Origin of the sequence: Kosakonia sp. AG348 (genome assembly GCF_003337365.1) — a bacterium.
GTDB lineage: Bacteria > Pseudomonadota > Gammaproteobacteria > Enterobacterales > Enterobacteriaceae > Kosakonia.
Map to the genome: position 1 here is coordinate 730,585 of NZ_QPJR01000001.1, position 15,492 is coordinate 746,076.

At 52.3% G+C, this 15,492-nt stretch carries 16 protein-coding genes; 9 read left to right on the forward strand and 7 right to left on the reverse strand.

The features are described 5' to 3' along the window. The first annotated feature begins 58 nt into the window (after positions 1 to 58). Together DFO56_RS03665 and DFO56_RS03670 are read left to right on the forward strand one after the other, a co-directional pair. The gene (locus DFO56_RS03665; RefSeq protein ID WP_020456888.1) at positions 59 to 814 is read left to right on the forward strand and encodes a LuxR family transcriptional regulator; all 756 of its coding nucleotides are present in this window, start codon (positions 59 to 61) and stop codon (positions 812 to 814) included. Between the two features lie 84 nt (positions 815 to 898). After that, positions 899 to 1,792 (forward strand): proline iminopeptidase-family hydrolase, encoded by an 894-nt coding sequence (locus tag DFO56_RS03670; protein WP_045508741.1) that lies wholly within the window; start codon positions 899 to 901, stop codon positions 1,790 to 1,792. 52 nt (positions 1,793 to 1,844) lie between these two features. Here DFO56_RS03670 and DFO56_RS03675 read toward each other — a convergent pair whose 3' ends face one another. Then, positions 1,845 to 2,381, reverse strand: a complete 537-nt coding sequence (locus DFO56_RS03675) for a helix-turn-helix transcriptional regulator (protein WP_020456886.1) — start codon at positions 2,379 to 2,381, stop codon at positions 1,845 to 1,847. An 811-nt stretch (positions 2,382 to 3,192) separates the two neighbouring features. On the opposite strand from DFO56_RS03675, the gene DFO56_RS03680 reads away from it, so the two are divergent. From DFO56_RS03680 to DFO56_RS03695, 4 genes are all read left to right on the forward strand, one after another. Continuing rightward, positions 3,193 to 3,894 carry an oligogalacturonate-specific porin KdgM family protein gene (locus DFO56_RS03680; protein WP_044489587.1) on the forward strand — a complete coding sequence of 234 codons (702 nt, stop codon included), beginning with the start codon at positions 3,193 to 3,195 and terminating at the stop codon, positions 3,892 to 3,894. A gap of 72 nt (positions 3,895 to 3,966) precedes the next feature. After that, positions 3,967 to 5,676 (forward strand): pectate lyase, encoded by a 1,710-nt coding sequence (locus DFO56_RS03685; RefSeq protein WP_045508737.1) that lies wholly within the window; start codon positions 3,967 to 3,969, stop codon positions 5,674 to 5,676. A gap of 575 nt (positions 5,677 to 6,251) precedes the next feature. Then, positions 6,252 to 7,916, forward strand: a complete 1,665-nt coding sequence (locus DFO56_RS03690; RefSeq protein ID WP_020456883.1) for a methyl-accepting chemotaxis protein — start codon at positions 6,252 to 6,254, stop codon at positions 7,914 to 7,916. A 161-nt stretch (positions 7,917 to 8,077) separates the two neighbouring features. After that, positions 8,078 to 8,275 (forward strand): hypothetical protein, encoded by a 198-nt coding sequence (locus DFO56_RS03695; RefSeq protein WP_020456882.1) that lies wholly within the window; start codon positions 8,078 to 8,080, stop codon positions 8,273 to 8,275. Between the two features lie 50 nt (positions 8,276 to 8,325). Here DFO56_RS03695 and DFO56_RS03700 read toward each other — a convergent pair whose 3' ends face one another. From DFO56_RS03700 to DFO56_RS03725, 6 genes are all read right to left on the reverse strand, one after another. Continuing rightward, the gene (locus tag DFO56_RS03700; protein WP_045508734.1) at positions 8,326 to 9,417 is read right to left on the reverse strand and encodes an NADH:flavin oxidoreductase/NADH oxidase; all 1,092 of its coding nucleotides are present in this window, start codon (positions 9,415 to 9,417) and stop codon (positions 8,326 to 8,328) included. 155 nt (positions 9,418 to 9,572) lie between these two features. Further along, complete coding sequence (locus DFO56_RS03705; RefSeq protein ID WP_045508731.1) at positions 9,573 to 10,391, reverse strand: phosphate/phosphite/phosphonate ABC transporter substrate-binding protein; 819 nt, start codon at positions 10,389 to 10,391, stop codon at positions 9,573 to 9,575. Next, positions 10,357 to 11,322, reverse strand: coding sequence for a fatty acid desaturase (locus DFO56_RS03710; protein WP_045508728.1), 966 nt, complete (start codon positions 11,320 to 11,322; stop codon positions 10,357 to 10,359). Before DFO56_RS03710 ends, DFO56_RS03705 begins: the two co-directional genes overlap by 35 nt. A gap of 113 nt (positions 11,323 to 11,435) precedes the next feature. Next, positions 11,436 to 11,696 (reverse strand): putative quinol monooxygenase, encoded by a 261-nt coding sequence (locus DFO56_RS03715; protein ID WP_233500368.1) that lies wholly within the window; start codon positions 11,694 to 11,696, stop codon positions 11,436 to 11,438. Between the two features lie 164 nt (positions 11,697 to 11,860). Further along, positions 11,861 to 12,226, reverse strand: a complete 366-nt coding sequence (locus tag DFO56_RS03720; protein ID WP_045508713.1) for a nuclear transport factor 2 family protein — start codon at positions 12,224 to 12,226, stop codon at positions 11,861 to 11,863. A 54-nt stretch (positions 12,227 to 12,280) separates the two neighbouring features. Further along, the gene (locus DFO56_RS03725) at positions 12,281 to 13,030 is read right to left on the reverse strand and encodes a glucose 1-dehydrogenase (RefSeq protein ID WP_020456876.1); all 750 of its coding nucleotides are present in this window, start codon (positions 13,028 to 13,030) and stop codon (positions 12,281 to 12,283) included. Between the two features lie 165 nt (positions 13,031 to 13,195). On the opposite strand from DFO56_RS03725, the gene DFO56_RS03730 reads away from it, so the two are divergent. The 3 genes from DFO56_RS03730 to DFO56_RS03740 all read left to right on the forward strand — a co-directional run bounded on the left by DFO56_RS03730 (position 13,196) and on the right by DFO56_RS03740 (position 15,424). Beyond that, positions 13,196 to 14,101: a LysR family transcriptional regulator gene (locus DFO56_RS03730; protein WP_045508711.1), complete on the forward strand. Its 906-nt coding sequence runs from the start codon at positions 13,196 to 13,198 to the stop codon at positions 14,099 to 14,101. 397 nt (positions 14,102 to 14,498) lie between these two features. Next, positions 14,499 to 14,696, forward strand: coding sequence for a hypothetical protein (locus DFO56_RS24570; protein WP_147271663.1), 198 nt, complete (start codon positions 14,499 to 14,501; stop codon positions 14,694 to 14,696). 323 nt (positions 14,697 to 15,019) lie between these two features. Beyond that, positions 15,020 to 15,424, forward strand: coding sequence for an H-NS family nucleoid-associated regulatory protein (locus tag DFO56_RS03740; RefSeq protein ID WP_017455745.1), 405 nt, complete (start codon positions 15,020 to 15,022; stop codon positions 15,422 to 15,424). The last annotated feature ends 68 nt before the right edge of the window (positions 15,425 to 15,492 follow it).

A 15,492-nucleotide genomic window follows, 5' to 3' on the forward strand; every position in this document is an offset into this window, starting at 1 on the left:
ACGGGAGAAGTCTGCACAAAGCGTGCCCGTGGCGTGGCACCGTCAACCATGAGGGGGAATGATGCGAATAAACATTGAAAACCCTGCTGCTGCTAATGGCAGCAGGCTTGAGGAGGCGTTTGCCGGGCTATTTACCCAGACGCAGGCGCTGGGTTTTGACGCGGTGATTTATGACTACACGCCGGTTCCGCGCTCGCTGGAAGGGGCGCTTATCACGCCATCGCTGCTGGAGATGCGTAATGTGCCGGAGGATATGCGCCGCTTGTGGTGCGAGCGCGGTTACTACCAGGTCGACCCGGTGCAGCACTTCGCGCTGGAGAGCTGCGCGCCGTTTGTCTGGTCCTATCAACGCCCGGACAGCGGGGCGCTGCATGGCAGGCTGGATGATAACGCCCAGGAAGTGACGCATTACATGCGCGACCACAATATGCCCTGCGGTGCCACGGTGCCGTTGCATTTGCCGCACGGCGGGTTTGTTACCCTGACCGGCATTGTCGCCAGCCAGCAGCAAGCGCGCGATATCAGCGACACGCTGGCGCAATTAACCTTTATCGCCCACCGTTTTCAGGAATCTGCCTTTCCGCTGTTTGACGCCTCGATGCTCACGTGCCGCCATGTCAAATTAAGCAACCGCGAGCGCGAGTGCCTGGCGTGGTCAGCCGAAGGATTAACGGCGAAAGAGATAGCCCGCAAGCTGCACCGCTCGGTGGCAACTGTGACGTTGCATCTGAATACGGCGGCGAAAAAACTTGGCGCGACCAACCGCGTACAGGCGGTGGTGCGGGCGTTGCACTACCGTCTGCTCGACAGCTAATAACTAGCAATTTTGCTAGTGTTCAGCGCCGCCTTCGGCGTTCTACCCTGAAAGCCAGTTCACTTAACAGGGTAGACGTCAACTATGTATACCATTCGCGAAGGCTACGTTCCCTTCCGGGAGTATCAGACCTGGTTTCGCATCTGCGGCGATCTGCAAAACGGGCAGACGCCGCTGGTGGTGGCCCACGGCGGCCCCGGCTGTACCCACGATTACGTTGATGCGTTCAAAGATATCGCTGAAACCGGGCGTGCGGTGATCCACTACGATCAAGTAGGTAATGGTCGTTCAACCCATCTGCCGGATAAAAGCCCCGATTTCTGGCAACCCGGCCTTTTTCTTGATGAGCTCAATCATCTGCTGCAGGCGCTGGAAATTGCCGATAACTACGCGCTGCTCGGCCAGTCCTGGGGCGGCATGCTGGCGGCAGAACATGCGGTGACGCAGCCACAGGGGCTGAAAGCGATGGTGATCGCCAACTCACCGGCCTCGATGGCGCTGTGGCTGGAAGGCGCGGCGAAGCTGCGCGCGCAATTACCGCCGGATGTGCAGGACACGTTGTTGACCCACGAGGCGGCGGGCACGGTGGATAGCGCAGAGTATAAAGCGGCAAGCCAGGTATTTTATCAACGTCATGTGTGTCGGCTCGACCCATGGCCTGCGGAGGTGCAACGCACCTTTGACGCCATGGAGGCTGATCCCACCGTTTACCACGCGATGAATGGTCCCACCGAATTCCACGTTATTGGCAGCATGAAAAACTGGACGATTATCGACCGGTTAAAGCAAGTGCGCGTGCCGACTTTGTTGATTTCCGGGCGCTACGACGAAGCCACGCCGGACGTGGTGCAACCCTTCAAAGACCATATTACCGGGGCGCAGTGGGTGATTTTTGAATCCTCAAGCCACATGCCCCACGTCGAAGAGCGGCCGTTGTGCATGAAGACCGTCAGCGACTTTTTACTGGCCACATGCTGAGGCTGTTTGCCCACACCAGGTTGTGTTGTTAAGCGCCGGCCAGGCGCTTTTTTTATGCGCGCATTGCGGTGTAGAGCGAACAAAGCGCCTGCAAACTTTTGGTGCCGGTGCGCTTCATTAACCCGTTGCGCTGCACGCTGACGGTGGTCGGGCTGACACCGCGAATGCGGGCGATATCCTCCACCGAATGTCCACGCAGCAGCAGGCGCATAATTTGCTGTTCGGCGCTGGTGAATTTAAATGTGCCGTGGTTGTAACCCGGCTGCTGATTCTGTGCCGATAACAAACTCATCACTTCCAGCGCCTGACGCAGCTCTTCAACGCGTAACCTTTCGGCCAGACAGAGTTTCACAAGACCAGGGAAAAGTAGCGACAGCGAGTCAAAATGGCGTTCTGAGGAGATAAAAATAGAGTAGTGCGCGGGGGGGCGGGTGAAAAACAGCGAGTACATTTCCACAATGTCCATTCCCGTGGTGACATATATAGCAGGCGCACCACTGCAAAAACGGCTGCCCTTTTCCCGGTTAAGTTGTCTGAGTATTTTCTCAATACCATAAATGAAAAGGCGATCCTTCCCGTAGATAGTCATGTAGGTACTCCAGAGGGTAATGTTTTATTATTTTCCTCTCCGCTAACGGAGGCATGGTCTTTTTTCCTGAATGTGCGGGATGTGTTCAGTCAGATCAAGCGTGATTCTGGCTCGTTTAATGTTTGTTTAGTTTGCGACAACATAAATCACCCTGATTTTCCTTTCCATACTCTCCCTGATGTGCTCAGTGTATTGCATTTTGTGTCAAATGTTCGCCTTTTATTCCAGGAATAAATTTACTGCGCTATTTATTTGGCGGGTAAACCTTACAAAGTTACATACATGCACTCTCGTATATTTTTTGATTAATTTATTGATTTTAAAGAATTTTAATAAATTAAGATTATCTTTATAATCAGCAAAATAACAATTTTAATTCTACTTTTAAATGTTCGATCTCAGTCTCAAAACATCATTTCAAAATGTGTAAAAGTCCGTTCCACTTGATAGGATAAAGATATCTTGATGCAGACAAAACCGTATTTTGTGTGGTGAATCCCCCTAAGCGGAGGGGTCATGCTGATATGAGGTTATTCTCAATAAAGTTTCATTTTTATGGACGGATTGAGGCGATCGGCACTCAATTCACCGGGAGGCACCCGGCACCACACGCCACTTTAAAAGTAACGTGAGCGTTGCTGTTGTTATCAGCAATAACTGCACCGAAACTATATTTGGCATAATTATTATGCTTGCTAATTATATCAATTTGCACTGAGAGCGAATAAACCATTCCTCTTTGAATTAAAACCATCTGCATTTTTCGCAGAGAACATCTTGTACCTTTTGACTATAAATAATAGGGGATATTATGTTGCGCACTTTGTTATTAGTTACTGTACCTTTTATGAGTATTGCCGCCCAGGCGGTAACATTTGATTATCGCCACGAATTAAATGATAGCGGCGGTAATAATCACAAAGATCGTTTATTAATGTCGCACCGTTTTGCTAACGGTTTTGGTTTATCGCTGGAAGGCAAATGGAAAGGTTCACAAAATAAAGATAAGGCGTATCACGAGACGGTAAGTAATGGTACCGAAGTGGTGGCCAGCTACGTCTATAAAATTAACCCCACCTTCCAGATTGAGCCGGGTTTCTCACTCGACAGTAGCTCCACGTCGAACAGTTATCGCCCGTACCTGCGCGGCAAAGTGAACTTCAGCAATGACGTTGGCGCAACGCTGCGTTACCGCCCGTACTTCAAACGTAACTCCAACAACATCGGTACGGCAAAAGATACCAGCGAAAACGGCTATAACCTGACGGCTGCGGTGTCATGGAAAATTTTCGGTGATTACCAACTCGATTACGAGCTGGATTACAAACATGCCACGTCCGCCGGCGTACTGATTGCAGATAATGAAAACTACGACTGGACGCACGATCTCAAACTGACATACAAACTTGATAAAAACTGGTCTCCGTATATTGCCGTGGGCAACGTTTCCGGCAGCAAATATACCGATGAGCGTCAGACCCGTTATCGTGTCGGTGTGAAATATAATTTCTAATAAGTAATTGCAGGGTAGCAAACATAAATAAGGGTTTCGGCAGAAATCCTTATTTTATCTACGAGGCGAATAATGAAACTGTCAAAAATAGCACTGGCGGTCGGTCTTCTCGGTACCTTCTCCTGCACGGCATTTGCGCAGGAGAGCGCGCGGTTAAGCAGTGTAAAAGCGTTTGCCGATACGGTCATCGATAAAGCCGGTGACAAATATCACAGCAATGTGCCGCTGCTGGCGGATGGCGTTGATCCACGCACCGGTAAGCAGATGGAGTGGGTCTTTCCGGATGGAAAAACGGCGGTACTTTCCAACTTCTCCGCACAGCAGAATCTGATGCGCGTGCTGGTTGGCCTGAGTAACCTGACGGGTGACGCGAAATATAAAAAGCGGGCGGAAGATAATGTCCGTTACTACTTCCAGCACTACCAGGACAAAAGCGGGCTGCTGCTATGGGGCGGGCACCGCTTTATCGATCTGAAAACGCTTGAACCACAAGGGCCAAGCGAAAAAGAGATGGTCCATGAACTGAAAAATGCCTACCCATACTACGACCTGATGTTTGCCGTGGATAAACCGGCAACCGCCCGCTTTATCCGCGCGTTCTGGAACGCACATGTGTACGACTGGAAAATCCTCGAAACCAGCCGCCACGGCGAATACGGCAAAGAGATGGGCAAACTGTGGGCCAGCCATTTTGAACAGCAACCGCCGTTCTTCGCCACCAAAGGTCTGAGCTTTCTTAACGCCGGCAATGACTTAATTTATTCAGCTTCGCTGTTGTATCAACACGATGGCGAGAAAGGCGCGCTCACCTGGGCGAAGCGACTGGCGGAGCAGTATGTGTTGCCACGCGATAAAAAAACCGGGCTGGGTGTTTATCAGTTTACGCAAGCGCTGAAACGCGCCGAAACTACCGACGACACCGATACCAACTCAAAGTATGGCGATCGCGCACAGCGCCAGTTTGGTCCGGAATTTGGCCCCGACGCGCTGGAAGGCAATATGATGCTCAAAGGCCGCACCAGCACGCTCTACTCCGAAAACGCCCTGATGCAGTTAGCGCTGGCAAAATCACTGGGCGCGGATGGCAACGACATCAAAAAGTGGACGCTGGATGGCCTGAAAGCCTTTGCGCATTACGCCTATGATGAGAAAACCAACACCTTCCGCCCGATGCTGGCAAACGGCACCGACTTGTCGAACTACACGCTGCCGCGCGATGGTTACTACGGCAAGAAAGGCACCGTGTTGAAGCCTTACCCGGCGGGGAATGAATTCCTGCTCTCTTATGCCCGCGCCTGGACACTGGCACCGGACGCAGAGATGTGGAAAGTGGCGCGCGGCATTGCCAAAGGCCAGGGGCTGGGTGATATCGGTGATCCGGGCGGTAAAAACAGCAAGCTGGATCTGAACACCAAAAACAGCGAGCCATATGCCATTTTTGCGCTGATCGATCTCTGGCAATCTACTGGCGACAAAGGATACCTGACGCTGGCTGATAAAGTGGCGGACAATATTCTGGCAACGAAACGGCTGAATAACTTTTTCATCGATGATCCGCAATATATCTATGCCAATGTCGACAATATTGCGCCTTATGCACTGCTGGCGCTGGAAGCGGCCATGCGCGGCAAACCCGATGCGGTTGCGCCATTCATTAACGGCGCGGGCTTTACCGAAGGCGCATATCTGCTGGCCGATGGCACCGTGCGCTACTCCACGCGTGATGATGAGTTGTTCATGCTCAAACCGGGTGAGCAGTTGAAACCTAACGGTAAAAAGTGATCCCTTCACCTCTCACGGTGCGCCCGTGGGAGGTTTTCTTGCGCCGTATTTTTCCCTTCGCATGCTATTCTGGCGGCATTCACGACGCCTTATCAGCGATAAGGTCGAACAAAAAATGTATTAATCTCCGCAATCCCGGATATAACAATCCGGCATTTCTCTTGCGTATTATTAGCACGCAATTTTATTTTCCGCAGATTAAATAAGATAGCGACCTTATTATCCGGTCACTAAGAAATAATCATCAAATTGAATTTAATAAGACTTAATTCAAATCAAATATTGGTAGCCGATAGAAATAACCTTTTCAAGTAATTGCTGAAAAATAATAGACGCCTGTTATGAATTCAGATAGTTTATGTGATCGAAGTCCAGGAATAATATTCTGCACTCTGATTAATTATATTTAAGTTGATTGAAATCAACATTCACAAAATAGAACATCTTTTCAAAAAGTTAAAAGACCGTTTTATTAACGCCAATCGCGTTCTGGTCAAAATGTCATGGAGGGTGAAATAGCCAGAGAGCTGGGCCAATGCCAACCTGAGGGTAATTTTTATTACCGGGGAAACAACATGAAAATACTTCGCGACATAACTATCCGCAAAATGCTGATCATCATTTTATCGCTTTTCAGCATTATTTGGGGACTGGCAACCGTCCTGACATTTCACAATTTTTCTACTATTGACCAATTACTGACGCAAAACGCCGGGCAAAAAAATGTCTACGCCTTGTTGGTGAAAGGAAACGATCAATATTTCCGCACCGTGACCCGCATGCTGCGCGCCATGGATTACCAGCAAACCGGCGACGACGAAAATGCGAATAAAACATTCGCCTCCGCTGAAAAAGCACTGGCCATTACCCAGGATATGCTGGCAAAGTTTCGCGCCAGCCAGCACCCAGGTGTTGATAGTGAAACCGTTGCCGCCATGATCCGCGACTGGGACGCCCTGCTTAATAACGGCATTGTGCCAATGCTGAATGCAGCCAAAAATAAGCAAACGGATACTTTTCGCGACTTATTTCGTAAAACCTATCCTCCGCTGAGCGTGCAGTTTGGCGCAACCGCGGAAAAATACACACAATCGATTCAGTCCAACGATTTACTGGATCAAACACAAGCCAAGGTGATTTTTAATAAATACGTGCTCGCTGCCGCCTTAATAGCCGGTATCTTCACGCTGTTTCTCACCGACCGCTACCTGGTGAATTTCCTGGTCAAACCGATTCGTGCGATTCAGACACATATGGAAACCATGGCCGCCGGTAAACTGAATCACGAATTGCACGAATTTGGTCGTAACTGTGCGGGCCAGTTGATTCCTTTCATCCGCACCATGCAGGAAAACCTGAGAACCACGGTGGAAACTATCCAGGAGAGTTCGACCAGCATTTACCGCAGTACCAATGAGATCAGAGAAGGCAACGAAGAGCTTTCCGGGCGTACCGATCAGCAAGCCGCCGCGCTGCAACAGACCGCCGCCAGCATGGAAGAACTCACTTCCACCGTGCGTAACAACGCGGAGAACGTGCGCGAAGCCCGTAAACTGACGGAAAACGCTCAGCAGACCGCGCAAAAAGGCGGCGAGATCACCGCGACCGTGGTGAAAACCATGCACGGGATTTCCGAAAGCTCGCAGAAAATTGCTGATATTACCAACGTGATCAACAGCATTTCGTTCCAGACCAACTTGCTGGCGCTGAACGCGGCGGTTGAAGCGGCTCGCGCCGGGGAGCAAGGTCGTGGATTTGCCGTGGTAGCCAGTGAAGTACGTGCGCTGGCAAGCCGCAGTGCGCAGGCGGCAAAAGAGATCGAAACGCTGATTCATGAATCCGTCTCCCGCGTAAAAACCGGAGCCGAACAGGTTCAGGAAGCCGGTGGTGCCATGTCGGTGATTATCAACTCCATTGAACATGTGAATAAACTGATGACGGAGATTTCCGTCGCCTCCGATGAACAAAGCCGTGGTATCGACCAGATTGGCCAGGCAATGACCGAAATGGACGGCGTAACACAGCAAAACGCCGTGCTGGTGCAGGAAGCGAAAGCTAACGCCGTCTCGCTGGAAAAAGAGGCCGAGCGCCTGAATAAAACCATCGCCATGTTTGATTCTGGCCTGAAAGAGAACCGCCGTAGCGCGCAGCCAGGCAGAAGCACGTTACGCCAGTCGCCGCAGCTCGCGCTGGCGTCCTCATCAACAGGTGAGAGCCGTGATAACTGGCAATCTTTCTAAGTAAATCGCTCTCCTTTCACCAAGCCCGGGGCTTCACGCTTCGGGCTTTTTTATTTATATAACAGCCATCTAACGCATTAATAATGCAGTGATTTTGATAAATGGCGGAAATATATCTGTGTGCTAAATTTCTCTGTAGACAAATCGGGGAGGGATAACGCATGAAGTTCAATGATGAGCACACGGGACTCATTGGATTAGCCATTGGCGCGGCCGTGATTGGCCTTGTTTCAGAACGCAAAGCCATTAACCGTGACAGCATCGTGCAGGAGATTGAACGGCAAGGCAGAAACCGGGGCGATGGCGTAGAAGATGACGTATTCCTCAAAGCGGCGGAGTTGGTGCGTAAGGGCGTTTAACGGGCAATAGCGGTGAGCCTGGCGGAATAGCAAGCTCACCGATGCATGCGTTATTTAACCGTTCCTTTCACACCGTGCGGTTCGGCACGGCGATACTGCGGCGCGATATGTACCGCACCATGCAACGCGGCGGCGGCGTGCCATGGCCAGCGTGGATCGTAGAGCGCGCCTCGTGCCAGCGCGATAAGATCGGCCTCCCCTTGCTGCAAAATAGCTTCTGCGTGCTGTGGCTCGGTAATCAACCCCACGGCGATAACCGGCATACGGGTCTGCTGGCGCAATGCTTTGGCAAATGGCACCTGATAACCCGCCGTCACCTTAATGCTTTGCAACGGCGAAAGCCCGCCGCTGGAGACGTGAACATACGCGCCGCCCAGCGCTTCGATTTTTTTCGTCAGTACCACCGATTGTTCCAGATCCCATCCACCTTCTACCCAGTCCGTCGCCGAAATGCGAATGCCTACAGCAACGGAAGCCGGTACCGCTTCACGCACGGCGCTAAACACTTCCTGGGTGAAACGCAGGCGATTTTCAAGGCTGCCGCCATACTCATCACTGCGCTGGTTAGAGAGCGGCGAGAGAAACTGATGCAACAAATAACCGTGCGCCGCGTGGATTTCAATCACCTCTATTCCCAGCGCTACCGCCCGCAAGGCGCTGTCGACAAACGCCTGTTTAACCCGCGCCAAATCTTGTTTCGTCATTTCAAGCGGTGGGCGTTCTGCCGGATCGTGCGCCAGCGCGGAGGCGGAGATCGTTTGCCAGCCGCCCTCTTGTGGCGAAAGCTGTTTGCCCCCCAGCCATGGCGCGCTGACCGACGCTTTACGCCCGGCATGCCCAAGCTGGATGCCGATTTTCACCGGCGAGTACTGGCGAATATCCTCCAGTACCACGCGCAGCGCCTGCTCGGTTTCGTCATCCCACAGGCCGAGATCCTGCGGCGAAATTCGCCCTTGCGGCTCAACGGCAGTGGCTTCGATTATCAGCAGCCCCGCGCCGGAGAGCGCCAGATTACCTAAATGAATGCGATGCCAGGCGGTCGCTTTTCCTTCTTCGGCGGAGTACTGGCACATCGGGGCAATAACGATGCGGTTATCCAGCGCAACGTCGCCAATAGTAACTTCGGTGAATAACTGACTCATATCTCATCCTTTTCCGGTTTCGCAAATGGCACTCCCGGACGGCTACAGTGTGAATGGTTTGCATGACTTTCAGCCAATTTTCCGGGCTTGTCTTTGGCGGCACGTGCCCTTTTCACGGCATTTACCTTTGATAACACAATGAAATGACTGACGAATTATAGCTGCGTGACGCCGCGTGCTGCGGCCTCATCCCGCCATCTCAACAACAAAGAATAGTCCTGTCGTGTGACCACGCTAAAACCGCCAATCAATACCGCGGCACAGATGTCGTGAAAACGCGCGTCGCTGACCAGTTGCTGCAACGCCTCTCTTAGAGATGCGAGCGTGGCGGCGCTGCTCTGCTGCGCGGTGATCAGCGGCAACCCCGGCGCTAACGGGCTTTGCGCTATCACACGCAGCCCACGCAACAGCGAAGGTTCGTGGCGTTGCAATAAGGCGAACGTCACGCAGTCGATGGCGGCGATATCCGCCGTACGGTTGTGCAGCGCCACCAGCGATTGCCGGTGGCTGCCGCTGAAATGGGGAGCATCGGCGAAAAATCGCCCTTCGCCCGCAAGCTGCGAAACCAGATAACGCAGCACGTTATAACCTGATTGCGAATCGGCGGAATTACACACTGCGCGACGACCGCGAAAATCCGCCAGCGAAGTCGCGCGTTCCTCACCACGCGTCACCAGCAGGCTGCGATAGCGAAAACCTTCACAGCCTGGCGCAAGGTAGTGAAAGCAGCCAACCAGTTGCACATCCGGTAATAGCGTTACCAGCGGGTAGCCGCAGGTCTGGCTGAGCAGCACATCGTCATGCCGCCAGTGGGATGGCAGGTCGCTTTGCGGCCAAATCTGCTGCGCCGGAAGCCCGCGCTCCGCCAGCAGTTCGCACAACGCCTGGCCCAGCGCGGCGGTTTCTGGCTGCGCGACGTCATACATCGGCAGGGCAATGTTATTCACTGCGTACTTTGCTTGCGGGGTGTGCATTGACCTCTACCGGGGTAAAGAAAAACTGCCGTAACCATTCACTATAGCCGCGCACCAGAAACCCGCTATTGCGCTGCTGGTACGCCGCTTTGTCACGCAGGTAAACCGTTCGCAGGCCGTACCACGGCACGGCGGGCAGATCGTGATGCACGGAATGGTAGTTGAGGTTAAGAAACAGCAGACGCCACGGCCACGCGGCTTCGTTGATCACCGAACGCGCTAACGGATCGTCGGCTGCGCGGTGTTCGAGAAAAGAACGCACTTTCGTGATAGCCAGCGCCGGGTAGCTCACCGCCAGCACAAACCAGATAACGGAAAAATTACAATGGATTATCCAGGCAAAGGTCACAACCAACAGCGCACCGTGTACCAGCCACATCAGCATGGTTTTACCTTGCCGCACGCGAAATGCCGCTACCATTCCTGCCAGCAAATGCGCAATATCCAGCGCCGGAGCCAGCAGTAAACGGCCAGCAAAAGTATTACGCAACTGAATCAGTTTTCGCTGCCAGCGCGTCAGGCGATGCCAGTGTTGGGTGGAAAAATAGTAGGATTCCGGATCATCTTCCGGCAGCGTCAGTAAGTGCGTACGGTGGTGAGCCAGGTGCGAATCGCGATAAATTCCGTACGGATACCACACCGCCAGCGGCATTACCCCCAGCAGTTGGTTAAACCAGGCCCAGCGCGTGGGATGCCCGTGGATCAGCTCATGTTGTACCGACAAATACCAGGTGGTGAAGAGGATCAGAAGCGCGGTGGTCGGCAACAGGCCGAGTGTTTTCCAGTGTGCGAGCGTGCCGAACCAACCGCCATACACGGTAACAATCACCAGCCAGGTAGGCAGCTCGCTGCGCCACAGCCAGCTGCGTGATAACCGCCGGATGGCGTCCCGTTGTTGTTCATCTAAATAGACCGCGCTGCTTTTCGCCATTCACTCATTGACTCCCCGCATTCTCATGTCGCCACGATGTGAGAGAACGCCAGAAATGACAAAGTATTTAAATGGCTTAGCTATTGCTGAAAATCGCTTAATACGGCGGCAACTCAGGCTACTTTGCCGCGCGGATCATCAACGTGTTGCAGGGCAACATCGTAGCGAACACCCAGGCGGTTAAGGATGCGCACATTTTTAACTACCGTCGCCAGGGCCTGCAGAAAGGTTGTCGCGTTTTCATCGCGCTGGTGGAAGGCTTCATCTTTCCAGCCTGCCACCAGGTGATAGGCGTTGGCATCGGCCAAATCCTGCGCGAAAGCATAATAGATACAGCCCGGAAGTTTGCGCGCCACCGCCATTTCCGGCACCACAGCATCAATAAAGGTTTGCCCGTCCTCAGGATGAACGTGGTAGTAAGTGCTGACAACAATATCGCCAGCCAGGAACCGGTTATGTCGGTACTGAAAAACTCAGGTTTACCGGTATGTTGATAAGGGTTTCTCAGTGGGCAATGAATGGTGCGGCTTGCCGACCGTTACGGCGTGTTAATAAATACCCACAGGCTGGCAAGTCTGCCATCGCGCACGGTGAAAATATCCTCACCGCGGATCAGATTCGGGTTCTCCTGCGGGCCATAACCCCAGCTAACGCGCCCTAAACCGTGGTTCCACGTCACCGGATCGGGGGTGAACGAAAACCCCGGATGCTCACGCTGCACGCGAGCAATCAGTGCCGCGACGTTCACAAACCCGGTTGCCACATCGGCATCATCCGCCACGAAAAAATCGTCGGCATAGACATCAGAAAAGGTGGTGACCTGTTGTTCAGGGTGTGCGCTATTCCAGATAGTAAAATGCTTGTCGATCAGTTGCTGAGCGACCAAAAGTGCGGAAGTGTGCATGTTCTGCTCCTGCGTTGCGGGCTGGCGCAGCGATGACCAGCCCGGCGTGGTGAATTAGATTTGCGCCATGCCGCCATCGACGAACAGCTCAGCGCCATTGATAAAGCTGGAAGCATCCGAAGCGAGAAACGCGACCACTTTGCCAATCTCTTGCGGTTCACCTAAACGCCCCAACGGAACCTGGGCTGCCAGCGCGTCAAACAAGCCCTGACGATGCTCATCCGGTACCAGTTCACCTAAACCCGGCGTGCGGACTGGGCCTGGGCTGACCACGTTAACGCGGATACCGCGCCCTTGCAGATCCAGCGCCCATGAACGGGCAAAGTTACGAACCGCCGCTTTACTGGCACTGTAAACGCTGAAACTGGCGGTGCCTTTCACCGATGTGGTCGATCCGGTGAGAATGATTGAAGCGTTGTTTACCAGCAGCGGGAGCGCTTTTTGCACGGTAAACAGTACGCCGCGCACGTTGGTGGCGAAAATGCGGTCGAAATGCTCTTCAGTAATCGCCCCCAGCGGCAGCATGTCGCCACCACCGGCGTTGGCAAACAGGATGTCGAGTCGCCCGGCGCTTTTCGCAATCTGGGCAAACACGGCATCAAGATCCGCCATTACCGACGCATCGGCGCGAATGCCCGTGGCGCTGGAACCAATACGTTCAACCGCCGCGTCCAGTTCTGCCTGGCGACGACCGGTAATAAAGACGCGCGCCCCCTGCTCTGCCAGTTCTTGTGCGGTTGCCAGACCAATGCCGCTTGTCCCGCCAGTCACCAGTGCGATTTTGCCATTCAGTTGTGTGCTCATGTGGTATTCCTCGGTTCAGTTAAGGGATGTGCCTGCGGCAGACCAGCTTGCCGTCTCAGGTATGGCGCAACTCTACCTCCCCCGTTTTTATTGAAAAATACCGAAAAATTAAAATAACTATTCACCACTGTGTATAATCAACATCACAGCAACGGAGGAACTCGCATGGATCAATTACTGGCAATACGCGCTTTCGCCCGCGTGGTCGAGGCGGGGAACTTTACCCGGGCGGCGGATTCGCTGGAGATGCCCAACGCGACATTGAGCAAACTGGTGCAGGAACTGGAAGCCCACCTTGGCGTGCGGTTATTGCAGCGCACCACCCGCCGCGTGACGGTTACGCCGGAAGGGCGCGACTATTATGAAAAAACAACCCGTATCCTGCGCGATCTCGAAGATGTCGACGGTTCATTCAATGCCGCACGTGGAACACCAGGCGGACAGCTTCGCGTCGATATTGGCGGCTCAACGGCGAAAGATGTGTTGATCCCCGCCCTGCCGGATTTTCTGGCGCGTTATCCGGACATTCGTCTTGATTTAGGCGTTGCCGATCGCCCGGTGGATCTGATTAGCGACAATGTGGATTGCGTGATCCGTGGCGGGCCACTGGATAGCTCCTCGCTGATTGCCCGCCGTATTGGCGCCGCCACGCTCATTACCTGCGCAACGCCGGAATACCTGAAAACATTTGGTACACCAGCCTATCCCGAAGAGCTAAAAAACGGCCACCGGCTGGTCAGCTACCTCTCGCCGCAAACCGGCCGAGCGTTTCCGTTACGCTTTGAGCGCGATGGCGAAAAAACCGAAATTAAAGTGCCGCACCGGATTGGTATTAATGAGAGCAATGCGCATCTCGCCGCCGGGATGGCGGGGCTGGGGATTATCCAGACCTTCAGTTATTCACTCGGTGCGGCGTTAAAAGCGGGCACGCTGGTGGAGATCCTACGCCCGTGGCGGCCAGAGCCGTACCCTTTTCATGTGGTGTATCCACAAAACCGCCACGTTACGCATCGTCTGCGCGTGTTTATTGACTGGTTGCTGGAGATATTTCCCCAGCGAGTGGGGAAATAACCGCAAAATAATCCGCAACGCTTTTATCTGAATCTGTTTATTTGCGCGGGAAAGCGCCAACGCAGCGATAGCGCGTTTCTGCGGCTGCGATTGGCAGCAACGTTATGGTGATATTGAACGGTGAATTTATCGCGCCGCACGTTTTCTCGCAGGCCGAACCCGTTAAAAAACAGGATAGCGATAAGATCTGCAGTTTCAGTTTAATATCAGCAAAACCTGATAACAGGATAAAACCTGCACTTCATCATTTATGCGACACGCTGCGTGCAGCGCAACAAGCGATATCCAGCAATGCAATTATTACTGCACGTAATTAAAAGTTGAGTATGAAAAAGAAACCCCAGCGGAGGGTCAATAAGGTCGATTTTATGACCTCCGATATGAACTGGAGCGTGCTGTGCTTGCTACTAATCGAGAATATTCTCAACAGCGTCTGACGCGGATCAAATTTCTTAGCGGCTTATTGTGGAGAAACCTGAGCCATCAATATGTGGTCATGTTTAATGGAACATTTAGCCATGCTGAAATTGCCGCTTGCGCTAACGCAAATCAAAAAGAAAAAACGCGTCAGTTCAGAGATAACGTTTACCGTTAGCCACAGGCGCTATACCTGTAATGCCTCTTTGTTAAGAAAAATCTGCACCCGGCAAGCGAAAGTCAATGCAAAGATATAGGTTATTTTATGATGAACAAGCGGCATTAACTAACGATTCCGATAAAAATAACCCTTAAATTCTGTGGCTTTTTTAATGCCGCATTGTGACTAAATTAGCCAGAGCCAGATACCCACAAAGTCATAGGGTTGCACAATCACATATATATTTGCTAAAACCTATAATTCCGTATTGATTTTTATGTCGTTATCACTAAAAATTAATTCCGATAGATTATTCATTTTTCCGCACACGGAGTGACGCTATGTCAGAAGCACTTAAATCACTTAATAACATTCGCACCCTGCGAGTTCAGGCCCGTGAGCTTACCCTTGAAGCTCTTGAAGAGATGCTTGAAAAACTGTCAGTTGTTGTTGAAGAACGTCGTGAAGAAGAATCTTCTCTACGTAAAGAACAAGAAGAGAAAGAAGCCAAGCTGGCTGCATTTCGTCAAAAACTGCTGGATGAAGGTATCGATCCAACCGAACTTTTATCCTCGCTGAAAGGACAAACGACGAAATCAAAATCTGTTCGTGCACCACGCCCAGCCAAATATAAGTATATTGATGAAGACGGCACGGAAAAAAGCTGGACCGGCCAGGGCCGCACACCGAAAGTGATTGCCAAAGCACTGGAAGACGGTAAAAAACTGGAAGATTTTGCCATCTAAAAATAAAGGGTTTGTCTTTATCCCACCCTGCATTTTTATCGCTTTCTAACGCAACATCTGCATGCGTT

Excerpts from the sequence above, each read along its gene's own strand:
- DFO56_RS03710 (WP_045508728.1), bottom strand. The coding sequence starts at position 11,322 with ATGGCGAAAAGCAGCGCGGTCTATTTAGATGAACAACAACGGGACGCC.
- DFO56_RS03720 (WP_045508713.1), bottom strand. The coding sequence starts at position 12,226 with ATGCACACTTCCGCACTTTTGGTCGCTCAGCAACTGATCGACAAGCAT.
- DFO56_RS03685 (WP_045508737.1), top strand. The coding sequence starts at position 3,967 with ATGAAACTGTCAAAAATAGCACTGGCGGTCGGTCTTCTCGGTACCTTC.
- DFO56_RS03725 (WP_020456876.1), bottom strand. The coding sequence starts at position 13,030 with ATGAGCACACAACTGAATGGCAAAATCGCACTGGTGACTGGCGGGACA.
- DFO56_RS03670 (WP_045508741.1), top strand. The coding sequence starts at position 899 with ATGTATACCATTCGCGAAGGCTACGTTCCCTTCCGGGAGTATCAGACC.
- DFO56_RS03695 (WP_020456882.1), top strand. The coding sequence starts at position 8,078 with ATGAAGTTCAATGATGAGCACACGGGACTCATTGGATTAGCCATTGGC.
- DFO56_RS03690 (WP_020456883.1), top strand. The coding sequence starts at position 6,252 with ATGAAAATACTTCGCGACATAACTATCCGCAAAATGCTGATCATCATT.
- DFO56_RS03680 (WP_044489587.1), top strand. The coding sequence starts at position 3,193 with ATGTTGCGCACTTTGTTATTAGTTACTGTACCTTTTATGAGTATTGCC.
- DFO56_RS03675 (WP_020456886.1), bottom strand. The coding sequence starts at position 2,381 with ATGACTATCTACGGGAAGGATCGCCTTTTCATTTATGGTATTGAGAAA.
- DFO56_RS03730 (WP_045508711.1), top strand. The coding sequence starts at position 13,196 with ATGGATCAATTACTGGCAATACGCGCTTTCGCCCGCGTGGTCGAGGCG.
- DFO56_RS03665 (WP_020456888.1), top strand. The coding sequence starts at position 59 with ATGATGCGAATAAACATTGAAAACCCTGCTGCTGCTAATGGCAGCAGG.
- DFO56_RS03705 (WP_045508731.1), bottom strand. The coding sequence starts at position 10,391 with ATGCACACCCCGCAAGCAAAGTACGCAGTGAATAACATTGCCCTGCCG.
- DFO56_RS03700 (WP_045508734.1), bottom strand. The coding sequence starts at position 9,417 with ATGAGTCAGTTATTCACCGAAGTTACTATTGGCGACGTTGCGCTGGAT.
- DFO56_RS03740 (WP_017455745.1), top strand. The coding sequence starts at position 15,020 with ATGTCAGAAGCACTTAAATCACTTAATAACATTCGCACCCTGCGAGTT.